The 21,546-nt window shown below is 42.4% G+C and carries 23 protein-coding genes; 18 read left to right on the plus strand and 5 right to left on the minus strand.

Annotated features, from left to right (window positions below):
- Positions 1–198: 198 nt before the first annotated feature.
- The 4 genes from glnA (at position 199) to glnG (ending at position 4,879) form a co-directional block, all read left to right on the plus strand.
- A complete protein-coding gene (glnA, locus tag C505_RS0104995; protein ID WP_018691496.1) occupies positions 199–1,605 on the plus strand; it encodes a glutamate--ammonia ligase in 1,407 nt (468 codons plus the stop codon).
- Between the two features lie 139 nt (positions 1,606–1,744).
- Entirely contained in the window at positions 1,745–2,359 is a 615-nt protein-coding gene (locus C505_RS21480) for a DUF4124 domain-containing protein (protein WP_157368811.1), read from the plus strand.
- A 70-nt stretch (positions 2,360–2,429) separates the two neighbouring features.
- Positions 2,430–3,485 carry a nitrogen regulation protein NR(II) gene (gene glnL / locus C505_RS0105005; protein WP_018691498.1) on the plus strand — a complete coding sequence of 352 codons (1,056 nt, stop codon included), beginning with the start codon at positions 2,430–2,432 and terminating at the stop codon, positions 3,483–3,485.
- Positions 3,482–4,879, plus strand: a complete 1,398-nt coding sequence (glnG, locus tag C505_RS0105010) for a nitrogen regulation protein NR(I) (protein WP_018691499.1) — start codon at positions 3,482–3,484, stop codon at positions 4,877–4,879. The genes glnL and glnG overlap by 4 nt, the downstream gene beginning before the upstream one ends.
- A gap of 103 nt (positions 4,880–4,982) precedes the next feature.
- Here glnG and C505_RS21485 read toward each other — a convergent pair whose 3' ends face one another.
- Together C505_RS21485 and C505_RS21490 are read right to left on the minus strand one after the other, a co-directional pair.
- A complete protein-coding gene (locus tag C505_RS21485; protein WP_018691500.1) occupies positions 4,983–5,969 on the minus strand; it encodes a glycosyltransferase in 987 nt (328 codons plus the stop codon).
- Between the two features lie 186 nt (positions 5,970–6,155).
- Positions 6,156–8,750, minus strand: coding sequence for an ExeM/NucH family extracellular endonuclease (locus C505_RS21490; RefSeq protein ID WP_018691501.1), 2,595 nt, complete (start codon positions 8,748–8,750; stop codon positions 6,156–6,158).
- 167 nt (positions 8,751–8,917) lie between these two features.
- Here C505_RS21490 and C505_RS0105025 point away from each other — a divergent pair, with 167 nt between their 5' ends.
- Both C505_RS0105025 and C505_RS0105030 read left to right on the plus strand, forming a co-directional pair.
- On the plus strand, positions 8,918–9,286 hold the full coding sequence (locus tag C505_RS0105025) for a hypothetical protein (protein WP_018691502.1): 369 nt from the start codon (positions 8,918–8,920) through the stop codon (positions 9,284–9,286).
- 245 nt (positions 9,287–9,531) lie between these two features.
- Positions 9,532–10,260: a carbonic anhydrase family protein gene (locus tag C505_RS0105030; RefSeq protein ID WP_018691503.1), complete on the plus strand. Its 729-nt coding sequence runs from the start codon at positions 9,532–9,534 to the stop codon at positions 10,258–10,260.
- A gap of 371 nt (positions 10,261–10,631) precedes the next feature.
- On the opposite strand, the gene ssb is transcribed toward C505_RS0105030, so the two are convergent.
- Both ssb and C505_RS0105040 read right to left on the minus strand, forming a co-directional pair.
- Positions 10,632–11,264 carry a single-stranded DNA-binding protein gene (gene ssb / locus C505_RS0105035; protein ID WP_018691504.1) on the minus strand — a complete coding sequence of 211 codons (633 nt, stop codon included), beginning with the start codon at positions 11,262–11,264 and terminating at the stop codon, positions 10,632–10,634.
- Between the two features lie 29 nt (positions 11,265–11,293).
- Positions 11,294–12,658, minus strand: coding sequence for an MFS transporter (locus tag C505_RS0105040; RefSeq protein WP_018691505.1), 1,365 nt, complete (start codon positions 12,656–12,658; stop codon positions 11,294–11,296).
- 299 nt (positions 12,659–12,957) lie between these two features.
- Here C505_RS0105040 and C505_RS0105050 point away from each other — a divergent pair, with 299 nt between their 5' ends.
- Together C505_RS0105050 and C505_RS0105060 are read left to right on the plus strand one after the other, a co-directional pair.
- On the plus strand, positions 12,958–14,130 hold the full coding sequence (locus C505_RS0105050; protein ID WP_018691506.1) for a tyrosine-type recombinase/integrase: 1,173 nt from the start codon (positions 12,958–12,960) through the stop codon (positions 14,128–14,130).
- 346 nt (positions 14,131–14,476) lie between these two features.
- Positions 14,477–14,656, plus strand: coding sequence for a hypothetical protein (locus tag C505_RS0105060; protein ID WP_018691508.1), 180 nt, complete (start codon positions 14,477–14,479; stop codon positions 14,654–14,656).
- Between the two features lie 766 nt (positions 14,657–15,422).
- On the opposite strand, the gene C505_RS21495 is transcribed toward C505_RS0105060, so the two are convergent.
- Positions 15,423–15,836: a helix-turn-helix domain-containing protein gene (locus C505_RS21495; RefSeq protein ID WP_018691511.1), complete on the minus strand. Its 414-nt coding sequence runs from the start codon at positions 15,834–15,836 to the stop codon at positions 15,423–15,425.
- Positions 15,837–15,946: 110 nt separating this feature from the next.
- Here C505_RS21495 and C505_RS0105080 point away from each other — a divergent pair, with 110 nt between their 5' ends.
- The 10 genes from C505_RS0105080 (at position 15,947) to C505_RS0105130 (ending at position 21,537) form a co-directional block, all read left to right on the plus strand.
- Positions 15,947–16,201 carry a hypothetical protein gene (locus C505_RS0105080; RefSeq protein WP_018691512.1) on the plus strand — a complete coding sequence of 85 codons (255 nt, stop codon included), beginning with the start codon at positions 15,947–15,949 and terminating at the stop codon, positions 16,199–16,201.
- A complete protein-coding gene (locus C505_RS21500) occupies positions 16,198–16,509 on the plus strand; it encodes a helix-turn-helix transcriptional regulator (RefSeq protein WP_018691513.1) in 312 nt (103 codons plus the stop codon). The genes C505_RS0105080 and C505_RS21500 overlap by 4 nt, the downstream gene beginning before the upstream one ends.
- On the plus strand, positions 16,506–16,868 hold the full coding sequence (locus C505_RS0105090; RefSeq protein ID WP_018691514.1) for a hypothetical protein: 363 nt from the start codon (positions 16,506–16,508) through the stop codon (positions 16,866–16,868). Before C505_RS21500 ends, C505_RS0105090 begins: the two co-directional genes overlap by 4 nt.
- A 218-nt stretch (positions 16,869–17,086) precedes the next feature.
- Positions 17,087–17,263: a hypothetical protein gene (locus C505_RS24215; RefSeq protein ID WP_157368813.1), complete on the plus strand. Its 177-nt coding sequence runs from the start codon at positions 17,087–17,089 to the stop codon at positions 17,261–17,263.
- 181 nt (positions 17,264–17,444) lie between these two features.
- Positions 17,445–17,759 (plus strand): hypothetical protein, encoded by a 315-nt coding sequence (locus C505_RS0105105; protein WP_018691517.1) that lies wholly within the window; start codon positions 17,445–17,447, stop codon positions 17,757–17,759.
- Positions 17,756–19,699 (plus strand): replication endonuclease, encoded by a 1,944-nt coding sequence (locus tag C505_RS21505; RefSeq protein WP_018691518.1) that lies wholly within the window; start codon positions 17,756–17,758, stop codon positions 19,697–19,699. Before C505_RS0105105 ends, C505_RS21505 begins: the two co-directional genes overlap by 4 nt.
- Positions 19,692–19,874: a hypothetical protein gene (locus tag C505_RS0105115; protein WP_018691519.1), complete on the plus strand. Its 183-nt coding sequence runs from the start codon at positions 19,692–19,694 to the stop codon at positions 19,872–19,874. Before C505_RS21505 ends, C505_RS0105115 begins: the two co-directional genes overlap by 8 nt.
- The gene (locus C505_RS23485; RefSeq protein ID WP_018691520.1) at positions 19,871–20,365 is read left to right on the plus strand and encodes a hypothetical protein; all 495 of its coding nucleotides are present in this window, start codon (positions 19,871–19,873) and stop codon (positions 20,363–20,365) included. The genes C505_RS0105115 and C505_RS23485 overlap by 4 nt, the downstream gene beginning before the upstream one ends.
- Positions 20,366–20,390: 25 nt before the next feature.
- Positions 20,391–20,882: a hypothetical protein gene (locus C505_RS0105125; RefSeq protein ID WP_245556332.1), complete on the plus strand. Its 492-nt coding sequence runs from the start codon at positions 20,391–20,393 to the stop codon at positions 20,880–20,882.
- On the plus strand, positions 20,869–21,537 hold the full coding sequence (locus C505_RS0105130; RefSeq protein WP_018691522.1) for a hypothetical protein: 669 nt from the start codon (positions 20,869–20,871) through the stop codon (positions 21,535–21,537). Before C505_RS0105125 ends, C505_RS0105130 begins: the two co-directional genes overlap by 14 nt.
- Positions 21,538–21,546: the final 9 nt, after the last annotated feature.

The following is a 21,546-nucleotide window of genomic DNA, read 5'->3' on the forward strand; positions in this document are numbered from 1 at the left end:
TCTAAATTGAAAATATTCACTCATTTGGTGCGTTTGCACAATTATGGTGCGCGAAATCAATGCAGCAGTTCCTGGAAATCTATAACTTGTTGTTTATAAAGGATTGTTATAATTGGCATAAGTATTGCTTTCAAATACGTATCTATGGGTGCGCATACCCTAATTAAATTCTTTAGCGTTTTGATAGTGGAGGAACACATGCCTAGTTCGGTACTTGAGCTGATTAAAGAGCACGATATTAAATTTGTTGATCTTCGATTTACAGATACGAAAGGGAAAGAGCAGCATGTAACTTTGCCGCATCATCAAGTAGATGAGGACTTCTTTGAAGATGGAAAGATGTTCGACGGTTCCTCTATTTCAGGTTGGAAGGGAATTAATGAGTCTGACATGATCCTGATGCCAGATCCGACAACAGCAGTATTGGATCCATTCGCGGAAGACACAACTTTGAATATCCGTTGCGATATCATCGAACCGACAACCATGCAGGGCTACCATCGTGATCCGCGTTCTATAGCAAAACGTGCTGAGGAGTTTTTAAAATCAACGGGCATCGCGGATGAAGTATTCTTTGGGCCTGAGCCAGAATTTTTCGTATTTGACGATATTCGCTTTAATACAGATATGTCGGGGTCCTTCTATCAGATTGACTCTGAAGAATCGGATTGGAACTCCGGTAAGCAGTATGAAGGCGGTAACATGGGTCACCGTCCTGGCGTAAAAGGTGGTTATTTCCCTGTTCCTCCGGTCGATTCTGCACATGATCTTCGTAGTGCGATGTCACTAGTGATGGAAGAAATGGGGCTGGTCGTAGAAGCACATCACCATGAAGTTGCAACAGCAGGACAAAATGAAATCGCAACACGCTTTAATACGCTTGTGAAAAAAGCGGATGAACTTCAAATCTATAAGTATGTGGTTCATAACGTTGCGCACCATTATGGAAAGACGGCGACCTTTATGCCAAAACCAGTTGTAGGCGACAACGGAACGGGGATGCACTGTCACCAATCCCTGATCAAAAATGGTGAAAATATTTTTGCAGGTGATAAGTACGGTGGCTTATCTGAAGAAGCTCTTTATTATATCGGTGGTGTTATCAAGCATGCGAAGGCAATCAATGCATTTGCGAATGCTTCTACGAACTCATACAAGCGCCTAGTGCCAGGATTTGAAGCGCCAGTCATGTTGGCATATTCAGCAAGAAACCGTTCTGCGTCCATTCGTATCCCAGTGGTTCCATCACCAAAAGCTCGTCGTATTGAAGTGCGTTTCCCAGATCCAACTGCAAATCCATATCTTGCTTTCTCTGCAATGCTGATGGCTGGACTTGACGGGATTAAGAATAAAATTCACCCGGGCGATGCAATGGACAAGGATCTCTATGACTTGCCACCAGAAGAAGCAGCAGAAATTCCAACAGTTGCAGCGTCACTCTCAGAAGCATTAGATGCGCTGGATCAAGACCGTGAATTCTTGAAAGCGGGTGGTGTGATGTGTGATGACTTAATTGATGCTTACATTGATTTGAAACGCGCAGAAGTTGAAAAATTAAATATGACGACTCACCCCATTGAGTTTGATATGTATTACAGTGTATAATTAATAAACTGGAGTTTGATAGAAGCCCACAATTAGTGGGCTTTTTTATTGATAGATATTGTAATTCTGACGTATTTTATATACTTTATGTAGTTAAACGTTACGAATTTGTTAAACCTTCTTCGAGTTTGAATAAGAGATGATGTCTAGTCGTTTGATGAAATTATTAATTATTCTGATGTCCTTTAGCTTGTCGACAGTCGCATTGGCTGCAACGGAGCAAAAAGGGACACAACAAAAAAGCAAAGCGAAATCTGCACAATCTGGCAAGAGCAAGGCGACAAAGCCGCGCAAGGTCGGAAAAGTGTATATGTATCGCAATGAGGATGGCTCATTGGTGTTTACTGATAGCCCAACGGATACATCTTCTGAAGTAAATATGAATGTGAACCCGATCACGACTCCTTCGTATGACACATCTATTCTAGATCAGGACTTGTCTAAGCCGAAACCGGCAAAGGCAACGGAAATCAGTATTGTCGATCCAGTTCAGAAATCAACGATCCGAGACAATACAGGTTCATTCTACGTTTCAGGCCGTATTACACCAAAATTCGAGCCTGGGATGCGTGTGACTTTGTTGGTCGACGGAAAACAATACGGCAAAGCACAAAGCAAAGCTCTATTCCCATTAAGAAACATTCACCGTGGTGAACACAGCTTACAATTGAAGCTGATGGATCGTTCTGGCAAGGTTATTGCTGAGAGTGAGATGATCACGATTTATATGTTTAGGAACTCGAAGCTCAACTAGTCTATTCTACTTATCTTGCACCATTTCGATAAGTTCGAGATAATGAATGCACTAGTTTGGTGCATTCATTATGACTTTCAATTTAGAAACACTCATCCATCAGCTGCGAACAGCCATTGTGGTTGTCGATGCTTCGACACATATTGTTGAGGCAAACCTTGCTTTTTCTTCTTTGGCAGGGGTCAGTACCTCACGTGCGCTTGGTAAACCTTTTTCGTCAATTTTTAGTTTTTCCACACTCTCCGTTATTTCTCTTCAGGAACAATTGCATGAACGTAGTACAGTTCGCGATAGTGATGTGCACTTTATATGTAGGGATGGCAGGACAATCACAGTTGAGCTGACAGCAAGTGAAATTGCTGAAGACATGATCCTGTTAGAAATGCAACCTATCGACTCACAACGAAAACTAACAATGGACAATTTACATGAACACCAGCATATTGCATCCAGAGAGTTGATCCGCGGGCTTGCTCACGAAATTAAAAACCCTTTAGGTGGTATCCGTGGCGCTGCGCAGTTACTTGAAGACCCTTGCACGGATGAAGAACATCAAGCGTATACCCAAATCATCATCAATCAGGTTGACCGTTTAAAAAGCCTCGTTGATCGACTCCTCGGCCCCAGTCAGAAACTGCAAAAACGAGTCCAGAATATTCATGAAGCAATTGAGACGGTGATTCGGTTAATTCAAGTCGAAGCTGAAGGGGTGACGATTATGAAAGACTATGACCCCAGTATTCCTGAATTTAGTTTTGATGCTGATCTACTTTTTCAAACAATACTCAATATCGCGCAAAATGCAGTGGAAGCTTTTGAAGATGAGACGCAGGAATCTGCTTCCTTGAGCTTTAAAACAAGAATTGAGCACCAGTTGGTTTTATTGGGGGTAAAGCATCGCCTAGTTGTTGTCATTAGTATTACTGACAATGGTCCAGGAGTACCTTCAGATCTCATGGATACGGTTTTTTACCCAATGGTAAGTGGAAAAGATAAAGGCAGTGGTTTGGGTCTTTCCATTGCACAGACATTGGTGAATCAACATGGGGGCCGAATTGACTGTGAGAGTTGTCCAGGTCACACCATGTTTTCAATTTATTTGCCCTTGTTGGAGGAAAACGAATGAGAACGGAACGGGTTTGGATTGCTGAAGATGATGATGCCATTCGTTTTATTCTGGCAAAAGCACTTCAAAAAGAAGGAATGGATGTTGAGGTTTTTTCAGATGGGGCACAGCTACTGGATAAACTCATGTCATCACAACCACAGGTTGTGATTTCAGATATTCGAATGCCGCATGTTGGGGGCTTACCTTTATTACAGCACTTTCAAGAACATCACCCTGATATCCCAATGATTATCATGACGGCCCATTCTGATTTGGAAAGTGCGATTTCTGCTTACGAAAAAGGCGCTTTTGAATACTTGCCCAAGCCATTTGATATTCAAGATGCAATTGAATTGGTGAAACGAGCATTGGCTCATCAAGCACCATCGATTCGTCAACATGAAAACCAAACAGAATCAATGGTGGGTATCATTGGCCAAGCACCTGCGATGCAGGATGTCTTTCGCGCAATTGGTCGATTGAGTCGTTCAAGTATGAGTGTGTTGATTAATGGTGAGTCTGGCACAGGGAAAGAATTGGTCGCGAATGCGCTTCACCAGCATAGCCCAAGAAAGGATGCGCTGTTTATTGCATTAAATATGGCTGCAATCCCCCATGATCTGGTTGAGTCAGAACTTTTCGGCCATGAAAAAGGTGCTTTTACTGGCGCAAATCAAATGAGAAAGGGGCGATTTGAGCAAGCGGACCGTGGGACATTATTTCTCGATGAGATTGGTGATATGCCACTCTCCGTTCAAACACGATTATTACGAGTACTTGCGGAAGGTCAGTTTTACCGTGTCGGCGGGCATATGCCTGTTCATGTGAATGTCCGGATCATTGCCGCGACGCATCAGAATTTGGAATCACTCGTTCAACAAAATAAATTTCGAGAAGATTTGTTCCATCGCTTAAATGTGATCCGGATCCAAGTACCGGCTTTGCGAGAGCGACGTGAAGATATTCCCGCATTGACAGATTTTTTCTTAAAACAAGCAACGAAAGAGCTTCAAGTCGAGCCCAAACATATTTCTGCAGGCGCAATGCGGCAACTTTGCGATTATGGCTGGCCAGGGAATGTCCGTCAGCTTGAGAATACTTGCCGATGGCTTTGTGTGATGGCAGCCAGTCATGAAGTGATGGCTGAAGACTTACCTGATGAACTACATATGAATGTCCAAGTTGTACAAACCGATATAATGAATGACTGGCAACATCAGCTAGCGTTATGGATCAGAAAGGAGCTAGAGGCTGGCCGCCAAGAGGTGTTATCAGAAGTAATGCCACAAATCGAGCGGACTTTTCTACAAGAGGCATTACGGTTTACGAACGGAAAGAAACTGGAGGCTGCTCAAGTTTTGGGCTGGGGAAGAAATACCTTAACGCGAAAACTCAAGTTATTAGAAGGTTAAGGTTAGTCTAGTGCTGATCCGCAGATAGTGAGTGCAGTTGCAGATCTTGTCTGAACGAATACATTTGAATAGACACAGTTCTATCTGCAACTGCGGAATCGGTTTATAATCGCGGGAAAAGATCTTTGCTTTTTCTCTTTTCAGCAGAAAGATACATTCTGGATTGCAGATACATGATGTAATTTGACAGAGAGTTTCTCTCAATGTGACGCCATAGTCCCATCTTACGTCTTTTGATTTCCTTTCCGTATGCTTCAGCGGCTTCTTTTGAAATGTTTTTGGTGGCCTGCTCTAATTCAGACATCCACTTTTCACATTGTTTGATTCGCTCACGAGATAATTTTTCATCGACCTGATAGAGCAGGGCGATATCTTCATCGGGTATCGCTACTCCCAGTGCTGAAAATTGTTTTTTTACGATCCGGAAGGCTGTCTGTAGCTGCGTATCTTTATAGGATTTTCTTGGCTGGTCCGGGTGCAATCGATATCTCAGTAAGGATTCTCTTAAATTGGCAAATTTTGCTTTACCCGAAATAGCTAGACGGGCCCATAAACCAAAATCTTCGGCGTAAAGTTCTTCTGCGTCATAACCACCAGCAAGCTCTAGAATTTGTGTTTTTCGCATTAAGACTGCGGGATGAGCAAAAGCACATGAGAAGAGATTTTTTGCCATGACTTCTTCATGTGTAACAGGGTTTGAAAAACCTTGGGACGGTTCCTCATACACTGTAATCGCACCACCACAAACAGTGACATCTGGATTCTCGCGCATAAACGCAACTTGCATTTCCAGTCGTTTCGGTTCAGATACATCATCCGCATCCATACGCGCAACAAGCTCACAGGAAGCTAATTTTAGTCCCTTGTTGAGTGAAAGACTGAGGCCCATATTCTGTTCATTTTCGATCACCTGAACCCGCTGATCTTTTTTAGCATATTCTTGAAGAATGGACAGGCTTTCATCAGATGAACCATCATCAATGATCAGAAATTCAAAATCAGTGAATGTTTGTGAAAGAATCGATTCGATCGCTTCACTAAGATAGTCTGCGCTGTTGTAGACAGACATAAGAACAGATACTTGTGGCATGAGCACCATTTCCAATTTACATCAGATAAACAAGGGTTGATAGAAAGGTGGGATTATAACTGCTTTCCTATTCGTTTTCTTGTTTTTTGGGGAGCTATTGTTGTGAGAATATGATCCTTCAAAACGGTAATATGGATCCGGTGATTGAGGGAGGAAACGGCGCTTTCGCGCCCTTCCCAAGAAGATTTAACTAAAGATTAAATGATAAAGAATGACAAAGACATAGAAGAAAGAGCCTTCAAGATCTTGCGTTTCCTTTTTGCCTTCTTGTGTATTCTTTTTATCATTTGGTGAGACATGATCAGAATTTTCATTCTTGCTTGTGTCATCATGAAAACTTTTATCGTTGTCTGACTGTGTATCTTTAGTGTCATTACCCTCTGATTGACTTCCTTTTGGATTTTTGACTGATTGAGAAAGCTTCAACTCAACAACAACTGGATCATGGTCAGAAGCACGGAATGGGCCAACACTGTACATCGTTTCTGCCTGTACTTGGGTTTTGAATCGTGTGCTGTAATCAAGGATGGCAGGCTCGTCTGCATTAATATGCCAATCGACAACGGATATGACTTTCTCTGCGACCGATGCTGAACCGAGAAGATGATCCAAGCTGCCCGATTCACCATCGAAAATATATGAGTAGTTTTTGTATCCATGTGCTTGAAACGGAAGGTTAATGTAACCTGCATCTTCAAAAGCAACGACCGGATCTTCTTTTGCATAAGCATTGAGATCACCAAGCACAATGACGTTTTCGGTCGGAACACCTGTCATTCCTGTGCCCAGGTTGCCAGCTAAGTACTGAGCGGCAGCTTTACGAACTGGATTCCAACAGCCTTGTCCATCACCTTGGTCTGCATTTGCACCGGAAGCACTGCTACAACGCTTTGATTTGAAGTGGTTGACGACAATGGTCATTTTTTCTTTTGAAGCAATGTATTCAAAAGTCTGAATTAATGGTTGGCGATTTTTACCATCAAAAGGCGCCTCAGAAATTGTCACCGCCTGACCAAGCTCTTTCACTGTTCTGGTGTTATAGATCATACCAACAGCGATAGCATCAGAACCAATGCGCTCGGCGTTGTTTGGCTTCACATAGGCATATTCAATGTTGAGGCTTTCAGCAACGGCCTTATTGTTCAAACCATTTAATAGATCTTGAATTGCACTCTCAGTACCAAAACCATCATTTTCTATTTCCATCAGACCAACAATATCAGCTTCCATCCCAATAATTGCATTGATCGTTTTATTCCGCTGGCGTACAAAGTCTGAGTATTTTTTTGCGCCGCGAGCTGTTGGGAAGCCACTACCATTGCCATCGCCATTGAAATAGTTCAGGACATTAAAGCTTGCAACACGCATATCACCCTCACCTGAAAGCTCAGGTTTTTCAGGACGGATATTCGAATGCACAAAATTTGGTTCTTCTGTTGGTTGAATTCGATATTGATTGAAAGAGTAATCAACAACACCAATAAGAGAAGTTACCTTGTCCCCTGCTCGAAGTGTATTTTGATAAGTCAGTCCACCTGTTGGGTAGCGAACAAACTCGGGGTTTTTCTTCGAGCTGCCATCATCTAGAAAGATTTTAGAGCGGCTGTTTTTCAGGGCAAGTGCTTTTTCTTGTTCGGTACCAGGACGATATACGTGTGTGGACTTATACAGACGTTCTGAAGAAAGAATAAGCTCTCCGTAAACACCCAAAAAGTAGTTTTGTGCGACGTTCAGGTTTTGATTAAATTGAACCAACATACCTTCGTGAGCTTCCCAATCAGAAATATCACTGACTGGTAATGTGACAGTAGCTGGTGTAACACTGTAGCCTGTATCACAAGCCGAAGCGTAAGATATATTGGTCAGCTGAGTTTTACCGAATGCTTCTTTAACAGTGCCTTGAATACGTACTAATTCGCCAACAGAAAAATCAGCTAGGTTATTTTCATCGTAAACGAACAAACCTTCTGATGTTTGTGCGTTTTCATCCTGATCAGTTTGCTCTTCTTGGACAAAGTAGCCTTTCAGGCCTGCTTTGAAATCTGCGGTAACAATTGCTTCAATGGTCACATGCTGGTTATTGAGTGGGCTGTTGCTCTCTTCCCCTTGAATTGCAGAGATGAGTGTTGCTTCTTCACCACAGACTTGAGAGCCTACAGGAATCGTTGGCGTTGTGGGTTGGCCACCTTGATTTCCTGTAGACACATTTTCTGAACCAAGGTGCTTGCCAAGATCACTAAAATCATTTTTTGCCGAACTGGTCCATTCCGCTTCCAAAGAAATTGCGTCATGCAGATCTGTATTTCCAGATTCAATAGAACGGCGGCGCAGAGTTTGATCTTTTGTGTTAATGCGGCCTTCTGTCCAGCTTTTTCCTGGATCTTCACCTACAACACCCAGCGAATCAACGACTGAATTGCCTTTTACCAAAACAATTGCATCGTCACCATTAAAGCCTAAATGTGTTTCTTTTTGAGCAAGTGACTTGAGTGTTTCGGAAGTGTCTTGGTGTTTATGGACGAGAACGTAAGTTGATTTTGAAGGAAGTTGACCGGAGAGAGGAATAATTGTTTTTGGGGAGGTGTTTCCGTTGTAGTAAATTTTTATTTGGTAATTGGCAAGGTCTATTGAATCAGGTGTTGGGTTGAAAAGCTCTAACGCTTTATTTTGCCCACTCCCTTCAACATATTCCGACAGAAAGATTTGGCTGGATGCGCTGGTCGACGCGAAGAAACCGCACGAAAGCGCGATTGCTTTTGATAGGGTACAGAGTCTATACATTGTTGTGTATCTCATATTGTTATATTTGATTAATCGCTAAGCAACTCGGCGCGGATTATAGCGATTTTTTTTAAAAAGCAAAGTCAAAAAATAATAAATTTTTATTATTTCGGTTCATTTGAATAAAAAACACTCACTTATTCTCTTTGATAAAGGTCAAAAAATAGATGGAAAAGTTAATTTTTGTTTATAACGCAGACAGTGGGTTGCTGAATTTATTGAAAGATGCTTTTCACAAATGGTTTTCACCAAAAACCTATCCCTGCTCCTTATGTGCTCTGACTTGGGGCAACTTTTCGGAAGAAGAAAAATGGCGTGATTTTTATCAATCATTGGCGATCCCTTGCCAATTTTTACATAAAGATGAATTTTATGAGGAATGGGAGTATCAAGGCCAATTTCCAGTCGTTTTCTCTGTGACAAATCAGCAGCTCAGTGTGCTGATTTCACCAGAGCAACTGAATGGATATGCAGATTTAGACTCGTTAATGGTGCATATTAAGCCCCAGATAGAAACACCACAGCAACCGTCTTGATTGACTTACTGGTTTTGGCAAGTTTTTATGATCTCATGCAATGTAAGCTCAACAGACATCACATTCAGAATCTCTTCGACACTTCCAAGTATCTCAACTAACTTGTTTATGTCTTATTCCTTGATATATCTCTTTTTTGGATAATCCTCATCGCGATGTAAATCAAGTTGGTTCCAATTATCTTATAAAAAGGAATAAAATATGTTTCCAGTTTGAAAGTTCATGACAAATATGCGAGGAAAATCATGTGCGATAAAAACCTTTTAAAAGATCCATCCAAAAGGAACCTATTGAAGTACTCTGCTGGTGCAGCAGCGTTTACAGCTTTTGGCTCCCTGCCAACACTCTCATATGCTGCTTCTTTGACAAAGGAAGCAAGAGATAAGATGACGCCTGATCAAGTGATTACGTCGCTTGCTGAGGGAAATAAGCGCTTTATTTCAAATAAGCGTATGGAGCACGATTATATTGCTCAAAAGAAAACAAGCCAACATGGGCAGTATCCTTCATCAGTTATCCTTAGTTGTATTGACTCTCGTGTGCCTGCTGAGATTGTTTTAGATGCGGGGATTGGAGATATGTTTAACAGCCGTGTTGCAGGAAATGTATCCAATGCTGATATTCTGGGAAGTATGGAATTTGCGTGTGCCGTGGCTGGTGCGAAAGTTGTTTTGGTTCTTGGGCATACCAAATGCGGTGCAGTACAAGGTGCCATAGCAAAAGTTAAAATGGGTAACCTCACAACACTACTCAATAAGATAGAACCTTCCATTGCCAAAACAAAATTTAAGGGTGAGCGCAAAGCTGAGAACTATGACTTTGTTGATGCTGTCGCAAAAACCAATGTTGAAATGACGATCCAGGAAATCCGTAAAAACAGTGAGACACTTGCAAAACTTGAGAAAGAAGGAAAGATTAAGATCGTCGGAGCGATGTACAATATTTCAAATGGAAAAGTGGATTTTTTTAATTAATCCGAAAGTTTGATATTGGAGTTTTTTTACATCTCAAAGTAATCATATGTTGAAGTTATGATTACTTTATGTTCGGTTGATTCAACGTTAGATTGCAGACCATTTTCTTAAGGCCACATGCTCTAAAAATATCTTCCTGAATTGTGTTACACACGGCATTATCCCCTACCGCTGTCAAATATAACCTTAAGATTATCGAAGAGTGCGTATGTACAGTCGACCCAATCACGCATGTGCTAGCGGTTGATTCAATGCAGGTTTGCGGTATTCATATGCTGACGTTAGAAAGTGTTTTTGCATGAGAATTTATAATCAACAAAAAAGGGTCTAAAAATAGACCCTTAAAAATTATGCATTTATTTGTGTATTCCTTAGAACGGAATATCATCATCAAAGTCAATTGGTGGCTCAGCTGGTGCATTGTTGCTCACACCGCCCATTTGGTTTTGTGGAGCGTGTTGTTGCTGCTGTGGTGCATGTTGTTGCTGTGGCTGTGACATTGGCTGCTGTTGTTGACCAAAGTTGCCTTGCGGTTGTTGCATCGGCTGTTGCTGTGAAGGTTGCTGGTTGTAACCGCCCATTTGCTGCTGTGGTTGTTGGTTCATCCGTGGTTGCTGCTGTTGCATACCGCCACCCATAGGTGCGCCCATGTTTTCACCACGACCACCAAGCATCTGTAGGTTACCACCCATATCGACGACAACTTCAGTGGAGTAGCGATCTTGACCAGATTGATCTTGCCATTTTCTAGTTTGGAGTTTTCCTTCGACGTAAACTTGTGAGCCTTTGCGTAGATACTCACCTGCAATTTCAGCAAGCTTGCCAAAAATCACGACGCGATGCCATTCCGTTTTTTCCTGCTGTTGTCCCGTATTTCTGTCCTTCCATGATTCACTTGTTGCAATACTAATATTTGCAACTGCATTACCATTCGGCATATAACGTACCTCAGGATCTTGTCCCAGGTTGCCGACCAAAATCACCTTGTTTACGCCACGCGCCATGATTTGTCTCCAAAAATATTCAAAAACTTTTAATTTACAATTGCCTGTGCGGCTTGCATGTTAAATTGAGAAGCATCGACTTTTAAATAAGTGCGCTTTTCTTCGAGCACAACAATCGCTTCCATCACGCCTTCTAGCTGGGACAACTGATGTGCCAGAGAGTCTGCTTCATCCGCATGAATGACCCTTGTTTCGATGGTAATGCGCTCAGACCGAGCTGGCATTTTCATTCCTTGCGCAATGATCCACCATATTAAACCGAGTCCTGCGGTCACCGCAAATAAGACTTGGTTTGAGAATTGTTGAACGAGTATTCCGCCCGTTGCGCCACCCGCAAAAGCACCGAGAAATTGCCCACTGGAAAAAACGCCCATCGCAGTGCCTTTCTGTCCAGCTGGTGCAATGCGAGATACGATTGCTGGCATGGATGCTTCCAGATAGTTGAATGCCACAAAAAATATCAAGAGTGCTGGAACGAGGACTGTAAAATCATTGTGGAAGAATACCAAAATTCCGAGTGTCGTGATCAACATACTAATGGCACTTTGGAAGAAAAAGGCTTCTTTTCCTTTTTTTGCACCAATGATCATCATGGGCACCATCAACACAAAGCTCAGCAAGAAGACAGGGAGGTAGACTAACCAGTGAGATGAAGATTCAATTCCTGAGTCGACCAAGAGTTTTGGCACCATGATAAAAATCGCAGTCAGCATGAAATGTAAGAAGAATACACCGAGATTTAATCGACGGAGTTGAGGGTGCAAAAAGGCGTGTTTGATCATGGCTGGAACAGCGATTGTTTCACCTTTTGGTGCCTTCTGAATAGAAGATGGGACAGAAAAAGCCATCACAAACATGCCGACAAGTGCAAGAATTGTAATGAGCCAGAAAAGGCCAGACAAACCAGCCGAAGCGGCAACGGCAGGGCCGAGTACCATGGCAACCGCGAATGCGAGTCCAATATTCGCACCGATCATCGCCATGACCTTTTGGCGTTGCGTTTCCCGGGTGAGGTCGGCTGCGAGTGCCAAAATAGCAGCCGCAATTGCCCCCGTCCCTTGAAGTGCACGGCCAGCAGTCACACCGTAAATAGAGTCGGAGAGTGCTGCAAGGATGCTACCGAGGCAGAAAACCAGCAATCCACCGATGATGACGCGTTTGCGTCCAATGTGATCAGACAACAGTCCCATTGGGATTTGGAGCACCGCTTGCGTCAGGCCATAAGCGCCAATCGCAAGTCCGAGCCAAAGTGGGGAAAATCCAGTGAGCGAAGGACCATAGATAGCAAGCACTGGCAAGAGCATAAATAGCCCCAGCATACGTAGGCCAAAAACGGCTGATAGCGCAATAGCCACACGTTTTTCTAGCGATGTAAGACGATCGGAGGAAACCATAAACCTTAAGACGTATCACTGAACGATAAAAAGTGAGCGCATTCTACCACAAACCACATCGTTCGCACTCATCTCCAGGGATTTTGTTGGAAAGTTTTTGATTCTGTGAGTATTTCAATAATTCCCCAAAAAATTACATTTGATTTCATAGTTGTTTGATGTTGTTTGTGTGCCATAAAAAAGCCTTTTTATTCAGTTTCTTAACTTGAAATTCCGTGTCCTCTTGTTTGTTTTTTCTTGTTTCTGTTTGGGGTCTATGTGACATTAGATATGACACTTTTGATTCAGGAAGATGAAGAATGATTACTGACAGAAAATTGCGGTTAATTGAGCCTCGCGACAAGCCCTATATAGTCTCAGAAGATACGAAAACGCGTGGAGAAGGGCGGTTCCAAGTGAAGGTTTACCCGTCAGGTAAAATTTCGTTCCAAATGCAATTCTTTAAGAATGGTAAAAAGCGTTTCAAGGTCTTAGGCAATTATCCTGCGTTAAGCCTTGCCGATGCGAGAGACAAATTTAGAAGGGAGTCCACCAATTTACAGAATGACAAGGACTTATCTTTTGAATTGCTCACTTACGGTAAGTTGAGAAAGTTATATTTTAAAAAAATCAAAGATTATAGAGGGTTCAAAGTTCTTTCAGGTGTTATAGAGAGAGATATTGACCCAATGTTTGATGACGATAAAGTGGTATCTGAAATTTCTATTGATGATGTCAAAGAAGTCCTTTCTAGGCCTCTTTCTAGAGGCTCGCGAGCTGCAACAAAGATTCTTAGAGGTCAATTGAGGCTGATGATTCAGTATGCGATTTACTTAGAAAACTCTCCGGATAGCCCTGTTAAAATCAGTTGTGGTATCAAACATAACGTTGTTGATATGGTCCCCTATACACACAAGCATCGCCGAATGGACAGAGTGTTGAATGAAGCTGAAGTAAAAGCAATTTGGAATAATGAAAAGTTGGGGGTTAATTATCGAAACTTTTTTAGGTTACAAATGGCGCTATCAGGTCAACGCGTAAGGCAGTTGTTGCTTGCAACCTTTGATGAGTTTGACTTGGAAGAGAAGGTTTTCATTATTCCTAAAGAGCGGATAAAGATGAAGGATTATTCAGAACATGTTGTACCCCTTTCTGAACTTGCAATTAAAATCATCAAAGAGTTGAAAAGAAGCTCATCAAACAAGTGGGTTTTTCCTTCCCCTTATGTTCATAACCAGCATTTATCTAGCAGATCACTTACATACGAGTTTAAAAGAATCGAAGGTGTTAATGAGTTTTGCCCAAGAGATTTGAGAAGGACCTGTAAAACTCTGATGACAAAAGCGGGGGTTCCAATTCATCACCGGGACCTGCTACAACAGCACCTCAAACAAGATGTTGCAACCATTCACTATGATAGGTACGATTATTTGCGTGAAAAAAGAGAAGCTATGAGTATTTGGACTGATTTTTTAGAAGATATCGTTAAATAAATTCAAACATTAGGATTATTTCAAATCAAATTTAGATGCTTTAGTTTGTTATGCGTTTAATGTTTTTGAGGGATGAAAGATGGAAGTATTGGAATTAAGCTCTGTGGAAGTTGAAAAAGTTTGCGGTGGTATACGTGGAGAGGGTGGTATTAGTGCACCCGAAGAACATCGAAGCATAAGCTTGTCAGTTTACTCAGATGTTGGAGGTGGAGGGGTTGTCAGACCTACAGATCCCGAGAAGACGTAATGCATTGCCAATTCATCACCGATGACCTGTTACAGCAGCACTTCAAATAAGGTGTCGTAACTGTTAATCATAATAGGTTCGTTTTTTTGAGGTACTAAAATGGAAATTCTAGAAGTAAGTCATAAAGAATTAGATGAAGTGTCTGGTGGCAGAGGGGGCGGCGGAGTTAGTGTCCCAGATAGAAAAGTGTCTACATCAATGAATGCTAGGAGCGTTGTTGTGAGGTATTCTCGCAGAGGTGGTGGTGGCGTTTCATTGCCGACTGACCCTGAGGGTTAGCTTGTCATATGTACTTTAAACTAGGGATTGTTACTGAGTATATCTCCGAAGCTACAGCGTTAATGTTTTTGGCTTCATTTTTGTTCAATATATTAAAGAGGAGTGACAACTTCTCTGTATGCATTACCTCTGCTGTTTTAGCGGTTTCGTATATGTTGACAACATTTGGTTATGACTTCATCAATAGCCTTGCAAATCCAATCAAGACTCAGGAAGTGTATTTGTTATGGATGAAGTTTGATGCAATCACCATTATAAGTCTGTTTCTATTGCATATGATGTTCAGGATAAAGCAAAGCGTTCAAGCTGTAATCATATATAGAATTCTTGCGATTAGCATGACTTTGCAGGTTGCAATGCATATAGATATTAATGTGCTCTCAAATCTTAGGTATTGGTTCCTGTGGACAATTTACTCATACGGAGTCAATGCGTTAGATATCATCATGGTTATCACTCTCTTTATGAAAAAAAGTTGGAGCGAGGTTTTTAGTCGTTGGAAATACTATTTCTCATTCAGCTCTGGGTAATTTCTATTCTTATAGCTCTTTTCTGTAAGAAAATAGAGCTCTATTACGAAAGCGCGGATAACCTGGAAGAGTTAGCAAGTGTTCTAATTATGGAAAGAATAAGAATCAGAAAGCTGCCTCAAGACAGTCAACTAGAGGCTATGAAAACATGGAAGTCAAAATTGGATATTTTTGAAGAGAGGCAAAACTCTCAAGCTGCTAATAACTCAAGTTACGAAATACGCAGGGTGAAATAATCACCCTGCTCTTTGTTCCTCAAGTAACTTATTTCTTTGCTCATCCTTAGCTTGACTGATGTTCTTCATTAGCATTTTGGTGAGGATATTCATCATCTGAGCATCAAGATTTGGAATGACGTCAATTTCAAATGCATCAATCAAGGTTTCTTTAATAACGCCCTCAAGAGATGAATCACTTAAAGATTCACTTGATTCTTTTCCAGTAACCAGCCAATCAAGAGATATGCCTTTTTCTTGCGATGTGTAGATACACTCTTTTATTGGGATTGTATTGATTCTTACCCAAGTATTTACCGTTGTAGAACCCACCCCAAGAATTTCGGCTAAATGCCTATTGCTCTTGGCTTCCCATACGTTTCTTAAGCGCTCGCAAATATCTCTGGTGGATACATTTGAAATTTTATCTTGCATTTTAAGATTCATTAATCTAGATTGTGAATCACATTAAGATTCATAAGCTCATATCAGCCAAATAAAGTTCTTATGAATCTCTACGAAATTTACTACAGGAGAACTATAGCATGATGCAGCAAATAAATTTAACCCTAGAAACCCCTCTCGTAACATTTGAAAAATGGGCGGAGCAAACAGGGCAGTCTGTAAGGGCTGTCAGGGAGCAAGTCAAAGCAGGAAAGTGGCCTACATACACCCCTCCATCAAAGGCAAATGAAAAACAGGGTCGTAGAAAAAAATACATCAACGTATTTGAGGTAATTACTAGCTCAGCCAAAAGCTGTGGGATGGAAGTTCAAGTCAAAATGGAAGGTGCTGCATGAATCTGCAAACAGCACAATCAATAGCTGCATCTGGACTAATTGAAAGCCTTGCAGAAGAGTTGAAAGAGATTATCAAAGAACACAACGACCGGATTATTCGCGTTAGAGAAGTTATGGAAATGGTCAACATCCGGCGCAACTCACTTTTAGATTTGGTTAACTCAGGCCATTTCCCAAAACCAATTCCTATTTCAAAAACCATCAATGGCTGGCGTTTGAGTGATGTTCAAGAGTTTATCCGCATCGGAGGAATTCACGCCTGGGCAGAGCAATACGGCAAAACCAACAATGTAAGGCTAGCAGCATGAACAACATCGTTTCATTCCAAAACAAACAGGGTTACAAAAGTGCATCTTCTATTCTTCCGCAACACCTCAAAGAACATGAAGCATTAAGTCGCAATTATCGTCATCAAGTCATCCAACTGGATCTCTCCAAACGCTGGGCGCTACTGAAAGAGCGTGACAAAAGAATGTTGTCATATCGCGCAGGGATTAATCCTGATAGTGAATTTCTGCAAACAGACTTCGAGTCCTTTCCAGATGAAATCAAATTGATGCTTAGAGAAGCAATCGTTGAAATTCTTGACTTGGCATTGGTATTTGTTGGTTTGCGAGTCATCAATAATTTGGATGATTTCTGTGACGTATGGGGGATTGAGAAATGAGTAATGATACGGATTATAGAGCGCACTGTTGCGAAGTGCATGGGCCAAAGGTTTTTAATGGAACTTGGTTTGGATGTTTAAACTGCCACAACTTATCAGTAGCGGAGGTAGGAATAACCCCATGTAGCGTATGTAGAAACCATTTATTTCCAGATGACCGTTACTTTTTTCGTGGCAAATTTTTATGTCATGAATGCCTTACAGAGGAACGTAAAAATTTGCCAACGACTCGCCTATATCACTTCCTTCTTGAAGACCACTATACCCGTAGGGATGAAGTTGAACAGGTTTCGAAGTTATACATCGAGCGCTTGACTGAAATTGCTTCATTACTTCAAAACGGTGATGCACAGGAAGCAGAGAAGCTGATAAAGCAATGGGGGATTGAATTATGAGTTTAGTTATCCGTTTCATGTTTTTTGCGCTTTTCATACTGTCATATTGCGTTCTGGGTTTCATCTTTGCAATCAGCCCGATTAGTACTGACGAATTATTGCTCAGCGCGGCTTTGATTTTGGGGTTTGTTTTATCGGTTTATGGTGCGTTTGATTTTTTGTTTTCTAGGAGAGTGGAAGAATGATTGTGAAATTAACCAGTGGCAGAGCAAAAGGGCCCTGCGAAAAGTGCGGTAAAGACGGGGTATTGGAGTGCGCATCTTGTATAGAAGGTTACTCTTGGCTTTGCTTGGATTGCTACGCTGTTGAGCACCGTGCGCAGCCAATTTCTGAATATTACAAGCGTGCCAAGATGGAGCTTAAGTCTGCATACCCTGAATATCATGCGGTTTCTGCACTTTATATTTCGAGGTTAATTTATTGTTTGAGAGCTTTTGAAAAAGGAGATGATGAAGAAGCAAATAGAGTAATGAAACTCTGGGGGGTTGAGCTATGAACTTTCGCGAGTTTCGCAATTATCCCACGTTGAGTGCGCCAGTTGAGCATGCGCTTTCGGAAATTGACGATAACGGCTCGTATAATTTTGCACAGGGTAGATTGTCAGTACTACCCCGCCTCTATCAGGGAAAAATTGCCCGAGAATATGCAAGGCTTTATCACATAAAGCGCAGGCAGCGTCTTTATCATGCAAATAAATGGCTTCGCAAAGTGACTGACTTAATGTCGAGCACATTGAATACGGCAGTAGACATGAACCGACTTGCAAATCCTGACTCCCTCAAAAAATATGCGGATGAATTGGCGCGTGAAAGCCTGCGAAAGGTTTTAGATGTTGGGGATACTATGCCGGAAGACGCAAGTTATTTTGAGCGTTTAGTGAAAGCCTTTCAAGTGTTGGTTCGGTTTGTGAATGACCACGATATGGTTCACCCACTTCAAGCCGTGAAGAAAAGAAAAATACCACAAGAAGAGATAGAAAGCGCAGTACTCAAAATGAAGTGTGAAAAATGGTGGCTCAGAAAACTTAAGCGCCTTCGCTTACATAAACTTGAGGCGCTGGAAATTGCTTTGGGAAATGTTGGGCGTGAGACGAGTGCGTATTCTAGTGAGTTTGCACAGAACGAATTTACTGCAATGCGTCAGAGTGGTCAAAAGTGGTTAGAAATGATGGACCTTGTGAATGAACACGGGGATATCATACCAATGGAAGCTGCTGCAAATGCTGGTGTGAGTAATCCTGTAAATCGTCGAAACGAGCTAATGTTGCGTATCCGAGAAACCGAAGAGATAGCAACAGAAATGGGGTATATCAGCGTTTTCTTTACCATTACCTGCCCTTCTCGAATGCATCGAAACTCTCCAAATTGGGATGGTACAACCCCTAAAGAGGCGAATAATTATCTTGTAGAGCACTGGGCGGGATGCCGCTTACATCTCAATAGTGGGCATTACAAACCAAGTGGCCGATTTGTCAGAGGTGAGCCAGTGCCATATTTTGGTGTTCGCACTGTTGAACCGCATGCGGATGGGTGTCCACACTGGCATATGCTGTTGTTTTTCCCTAAAGAACATTTAAGGCAAATTACCTCGATAATGAGGCAAAACTTTACTGTTGTTGATAGGGGAGAGCTGACAGCGCGTCGCGCACAAAAAAAGGAGCGTTTTGCAGCATACAAAAAAGCGCGGCAAATATGGGGGTTAAAGAAATCGAAAGGCATTCACACCAAAGAGCCTCGCAAGCCCAAAGATGTGTTTCGTCCTCGTTTTGATTACGAAATTATCGACCCAAACAAAGGAAGCGCAGCGGCTTATATTGCCAAGTACATTTCCAAAAATATCGACGGTCATCAACTTGAAAATCACGAAGATGAAGAAACTGGAAAAGAACTTCAACAGCAAGTGAATCCAGTGCTCGCATGGGCTTCAACGTGGAACATTCGCCAGTTTCAATTTCAAGGCTCACCAAGCGTTACTGTTTATCGTGAATTGCGACGCATCCGAGAGCCAGTAAAAGAAGAGGGATTGGAAGAAATTCGGAGTGTAGCGGATGAGGGGCAATGGAAAGAGTTCGTGAAACTCATGGGAGGGATGAATATTGGGCGGGATGCTCGATTTAAAACGCACTATGAAGTGACACCAACCGCAAATGATTACGCCGAAGCATCAAAAGAAATCAAAGGTGTGCTAGACACCGAAACGAATCAAACACTCCTCACCCGTCTTTTTTCGTGGTCTCGCCGTAGGCGCGACCACTTATCTTGGACTTGTGGAAATAACTGTAATCAGGACGAAGAGCCGCCAGAAAAGCTGAGTCGATTAGGGATAGATGCTTTCGGGTGGAAAATTCTCAAAGGTGGTGCCCGGCTCAAGACGTTTGCCGGACTTTTCAAAATCAATAATAACCAACTTATCAACGTAGGGGCTGATTATGGGTAGCAAACTAACAAGACAGCATCACAGGGTTCAATCAAAGATTGATGAAGCGAGACGCGCAAATGTACTGGATATGAAAAAAGCTGCATTGGATGCGATTGATGAAAGCAATCGACTTATCGCCATGCTCATTGATGAAGTTGAAGCGCTCAATGATGAAATCCGGAGAAAGATATGAAAACAACCCAAAACGAACATGGCTCCATCCCAGCCAGAAACAGCAAGAATCCGGTTGTGGGTGTTGTGCGCTGCCCGGGCTTCGGGTGTGACTGTGTCGCCACCGTTCACAAAGCGCAAGGCAACCGAAAGGGTTTGGTTTATCTCATCTGTGATGAGTGTGGAACGGACCAATCCGCAGGTAAATCCCGCCAAGAAAAAATAAAATCAAATATGCACTCCTGCATTGAAAGTCTGGAAAAAGCCGAAGCCAAAGGGGGAGAAAAAGAGGAGAAAAACCATCCATCTGATACGGCTTCCATTTCGGCTCCAAAACCTACCTCGAAGCCAAGTATCAATGCGGCTTCTACGGTTTCAAAAACTGACGATATTATAACCGACCAACCCGACCCAAAACAAGTACAAAAAACCAACGACACCCCAAAAACCAAACCTATTATTTGCGCCATCATTGGTGGCTTATTTGGTGCGGTTGTGGGCTTAGTGGCTTAAGAAAACGAAAACGGAGAATATGACCATGACGCAAACCGCAGAAACCGCATTAGAACTAGGCTTAGAAGCCGAAGCGCCAACCGAAAGAGACCTAGAAGCAAAAGCATTTGCAGCCACGCTAGCGGAAGACTTCGACCCGGAAGAAGTCATCAACCAACAGGAAGCCGCAAACGAGGCTGAAAAAGCCGAGCAACAGAACATAGATGAAGGCGCTGACGCCTTCGCATATATGGCAATCAACACCTATGAATCCGTACTGAAAATGGCGCACTCTGATTTTAAACTCACGAAAGAAGTGAAGGACAAAGCTGTTGAAAATTACGGCCCGGTTATCAAAAAGTATGGCCCTCAAATGATGTCACTGATGGGGCAATATCAAGCAGAAATCAGCGCAGGAATTTTCACAGCAACACTTGCCGTCCAGTCATATAAGCAACTGAAGCAACTCAAAATCGAAGACATGCAAAAAGAAGCCGCAGACGACAAACAAGAGGCAAAGCACGATGCAACCCATTAACGCCAACAATGCACTCGATGCGCTCCATACGTTGTACGTTGCCGGGACTGGAGGTGGCAAAACAACGGCGGTGAAGAAACTCGGCCCCAAAGAAAAAGACCAAGTTGTATTTTGGGACCCTCATCAAGATTATGACCAATTTCGCGGACGTCCAGTCCGCCGTTACACTTGCTTCAAGCGCTTCTTCCAAGCATTACATGAATCACGCAAATCACTGCGGGGCTTTAAAATCGCTCTAACCGTGGAAGAAACCCGTAAGAACTTCCTTAAGTTCTGTGAAATCGTCAAAACCCAGGGCGACGGAGACCACCCCAAGCGATTACATGTGGTGATTGAAGAGTTACCGCAAGTGACTGAAGGAATAGGCAAAGAAAAAGGCTCGTACGGTTGGCTCATGACAGTCGGCCGGAAGTTCGGCTTTATCGTCCACAGCATCGGACAGCGAACCACTGAGATGTCCAAAACGACCCTTTCACAAAGCCCGATTAAGTGGATTGGCATTCAAAATAGCAGGGCTGATGCAAAACGAATGGCGGATGAGGCTGATATACCGATAGAGGACATTTTGGCGTTACAGCCGTTGCAATATTTCTTAAAAAAGCCGGGGATAGGCAATTACACGAAAGGCAAGCTAAGTAGAGCAGGGTTAAGTTAGATAAAATTC

This window comes from Algicola sagamiensis DSM 14643 (assembly GCF_000374485.1).
Lineage (GTDB): Bacteria > Pseudomonadota > Gammaproteobacteria > Enterobacterales > Alteromonadaceae > Algicola > Algicola sagamiensis.

Bases quoted from the DNA above. Each gene is read 5' to 3' on its own strand.
- C505_RS21480 (WP_157368811.1), top strand. From the start codon at position 1,745: ATGATGTCTAGTCGTTTGATGAAATTATTAATTATTCTGATGTCCTTT.
- C505_RS0105115 (WP_018691519.1), top strand. From the start codon at position 19,692: ATGGGTAGCAAACTAACAAGACAGCATCACAGGGTTCAATCAAAGATT.
- C505_RS0105105 (WP_018691517.1), top strand. From the start codon at position 17,445: ATGATTGTGAAATTAACCAGTGGCAGAGCAAAAGGGCCCTGCGAAAAG.
- C505_RS21490 (WP_018691501.1), bottom strand. From the start codon at position 8,750: ATGTATAGACTCTGTACCCTATCAAAAGCAATCGCGCTTTCGTGCGGT.
- C505_RS0105025 (WP_018691502.1), top strand. From the start codon at position 8,918: ATGGAAAAGTTAATTTTTGTTTATAACGCAGACAGTGGGTTGCTGAAT.
- C505_RS0105090 (WP_018691514.1), top strand. From the start codon at position 16,506: ATGAACAACATCGTTTCATTCCAAAACAAACAGGGTTACAAAAGTGCA.
- C505_RS21485 (WP_018691500.1), bottom strand. From the start codon at position 5,969: ATGCCACAAGTATCTGTTCTTATGTCTGTCTACAACAGCGCAGACTAT.
- C505_RS21500 (WP_018691513.1), top strand. From the start codon at position 16,198: ATGAATCTGCAAACAGCACAATCAATAGCTGCATCTGGACTAATTGAA.
- C505_RS0105030 (WP_018691503.1), top strand. From the start codon at position 9,532: ATGTGCGATAAAAACCTTTTAAAAGATCCATCCAAAAGGAACCTATTG.
- C505_RS0105060 (WP_018691508.1), top strand. From the start codon at position 14,477: ATGGAAATTCTAGAAGTAAGTCATAAAGAATTAGATGAAGTGTCTGGT.
- C505_RS0105125 (WP_245556332.1), top strand. From the start codon at position 20,391: ATGACGCAAACCGCAGAAACCGCATTAGAACTAGGCTTAGAAGCCGAA.
- ssb (WP_018691504.1), bottom strand. From the start codon at position 11,264: ATGGCGCGTGGCGTAAACAAGGTGATTTTGGTCGGCAACCTGGGACAA.
- glnA (WP_018691496.1), top strand. From the start codon at position 199: ATGCCTAGTTCGGTACTTGAGCTGATTAAAGAGCACGATATTAAATTT.
- C505_RS23485 (WP_018691520.1), top strand. From the start codon at position 19,871: ATGAAAACAACCCAAAACGAACATGGCTCCATCCCAGCCAGAAACAGC.
- C505_RS0105080 (WP_018691512.1), top strand. From the start codon at position 15,947: ATGATGCAGCAAATAAATTTAACCCTAGAAACCCCTCTCGTAACATTT.
- C505_RS21495 (WP_018691511.1), bottom strand. From the start codon at position 15,836: ATGCAAGATAAAATTTCAAATGTATCCACCAGAGATATTTGCGAGCGC.
- glnG (WP_018691499.1), top strand. From the start codon at position 3,482: ATGAGAACGGAACGGGTTTGGATTGCTGAAGATGATGATGCCATTCGT.
- C505_RS21505 (WP_018691518.1), top strand. From the start codon at position 17,756: ATGAACTTTCGCGAGTTTCGCAATTATCCCACGTTGAGTGCGCCAGTT.
- C505_RS0105050 (WP_018691506.1), top strand. From the start codon at position 12,958: ATGATTACTGACAGAAAATTGCGGTTAATTGAGCCTCGCGACAAGCCC.
- C505_RS0105130 (WP_018691522.1), top strand. From the start codon at position 20,869: ATGCAACCCATTAACGCCAACAATGCACTCGATGCGCTCCATACGTTG.
- glnL (WP_018691498.1), top strand. From the start codon at position 2,430: ATGACTTTCAATTTAGAAACACTCATCCATCAGCTGCGAACAGCCATT.
- C505_RS0105040 (WP_018691505.1), bottom strand. From the start codon at position 12,658: ATGGTTTCCTCCGATCGTCTTACATCGCTAGAAAAACGTGTGGCTATT.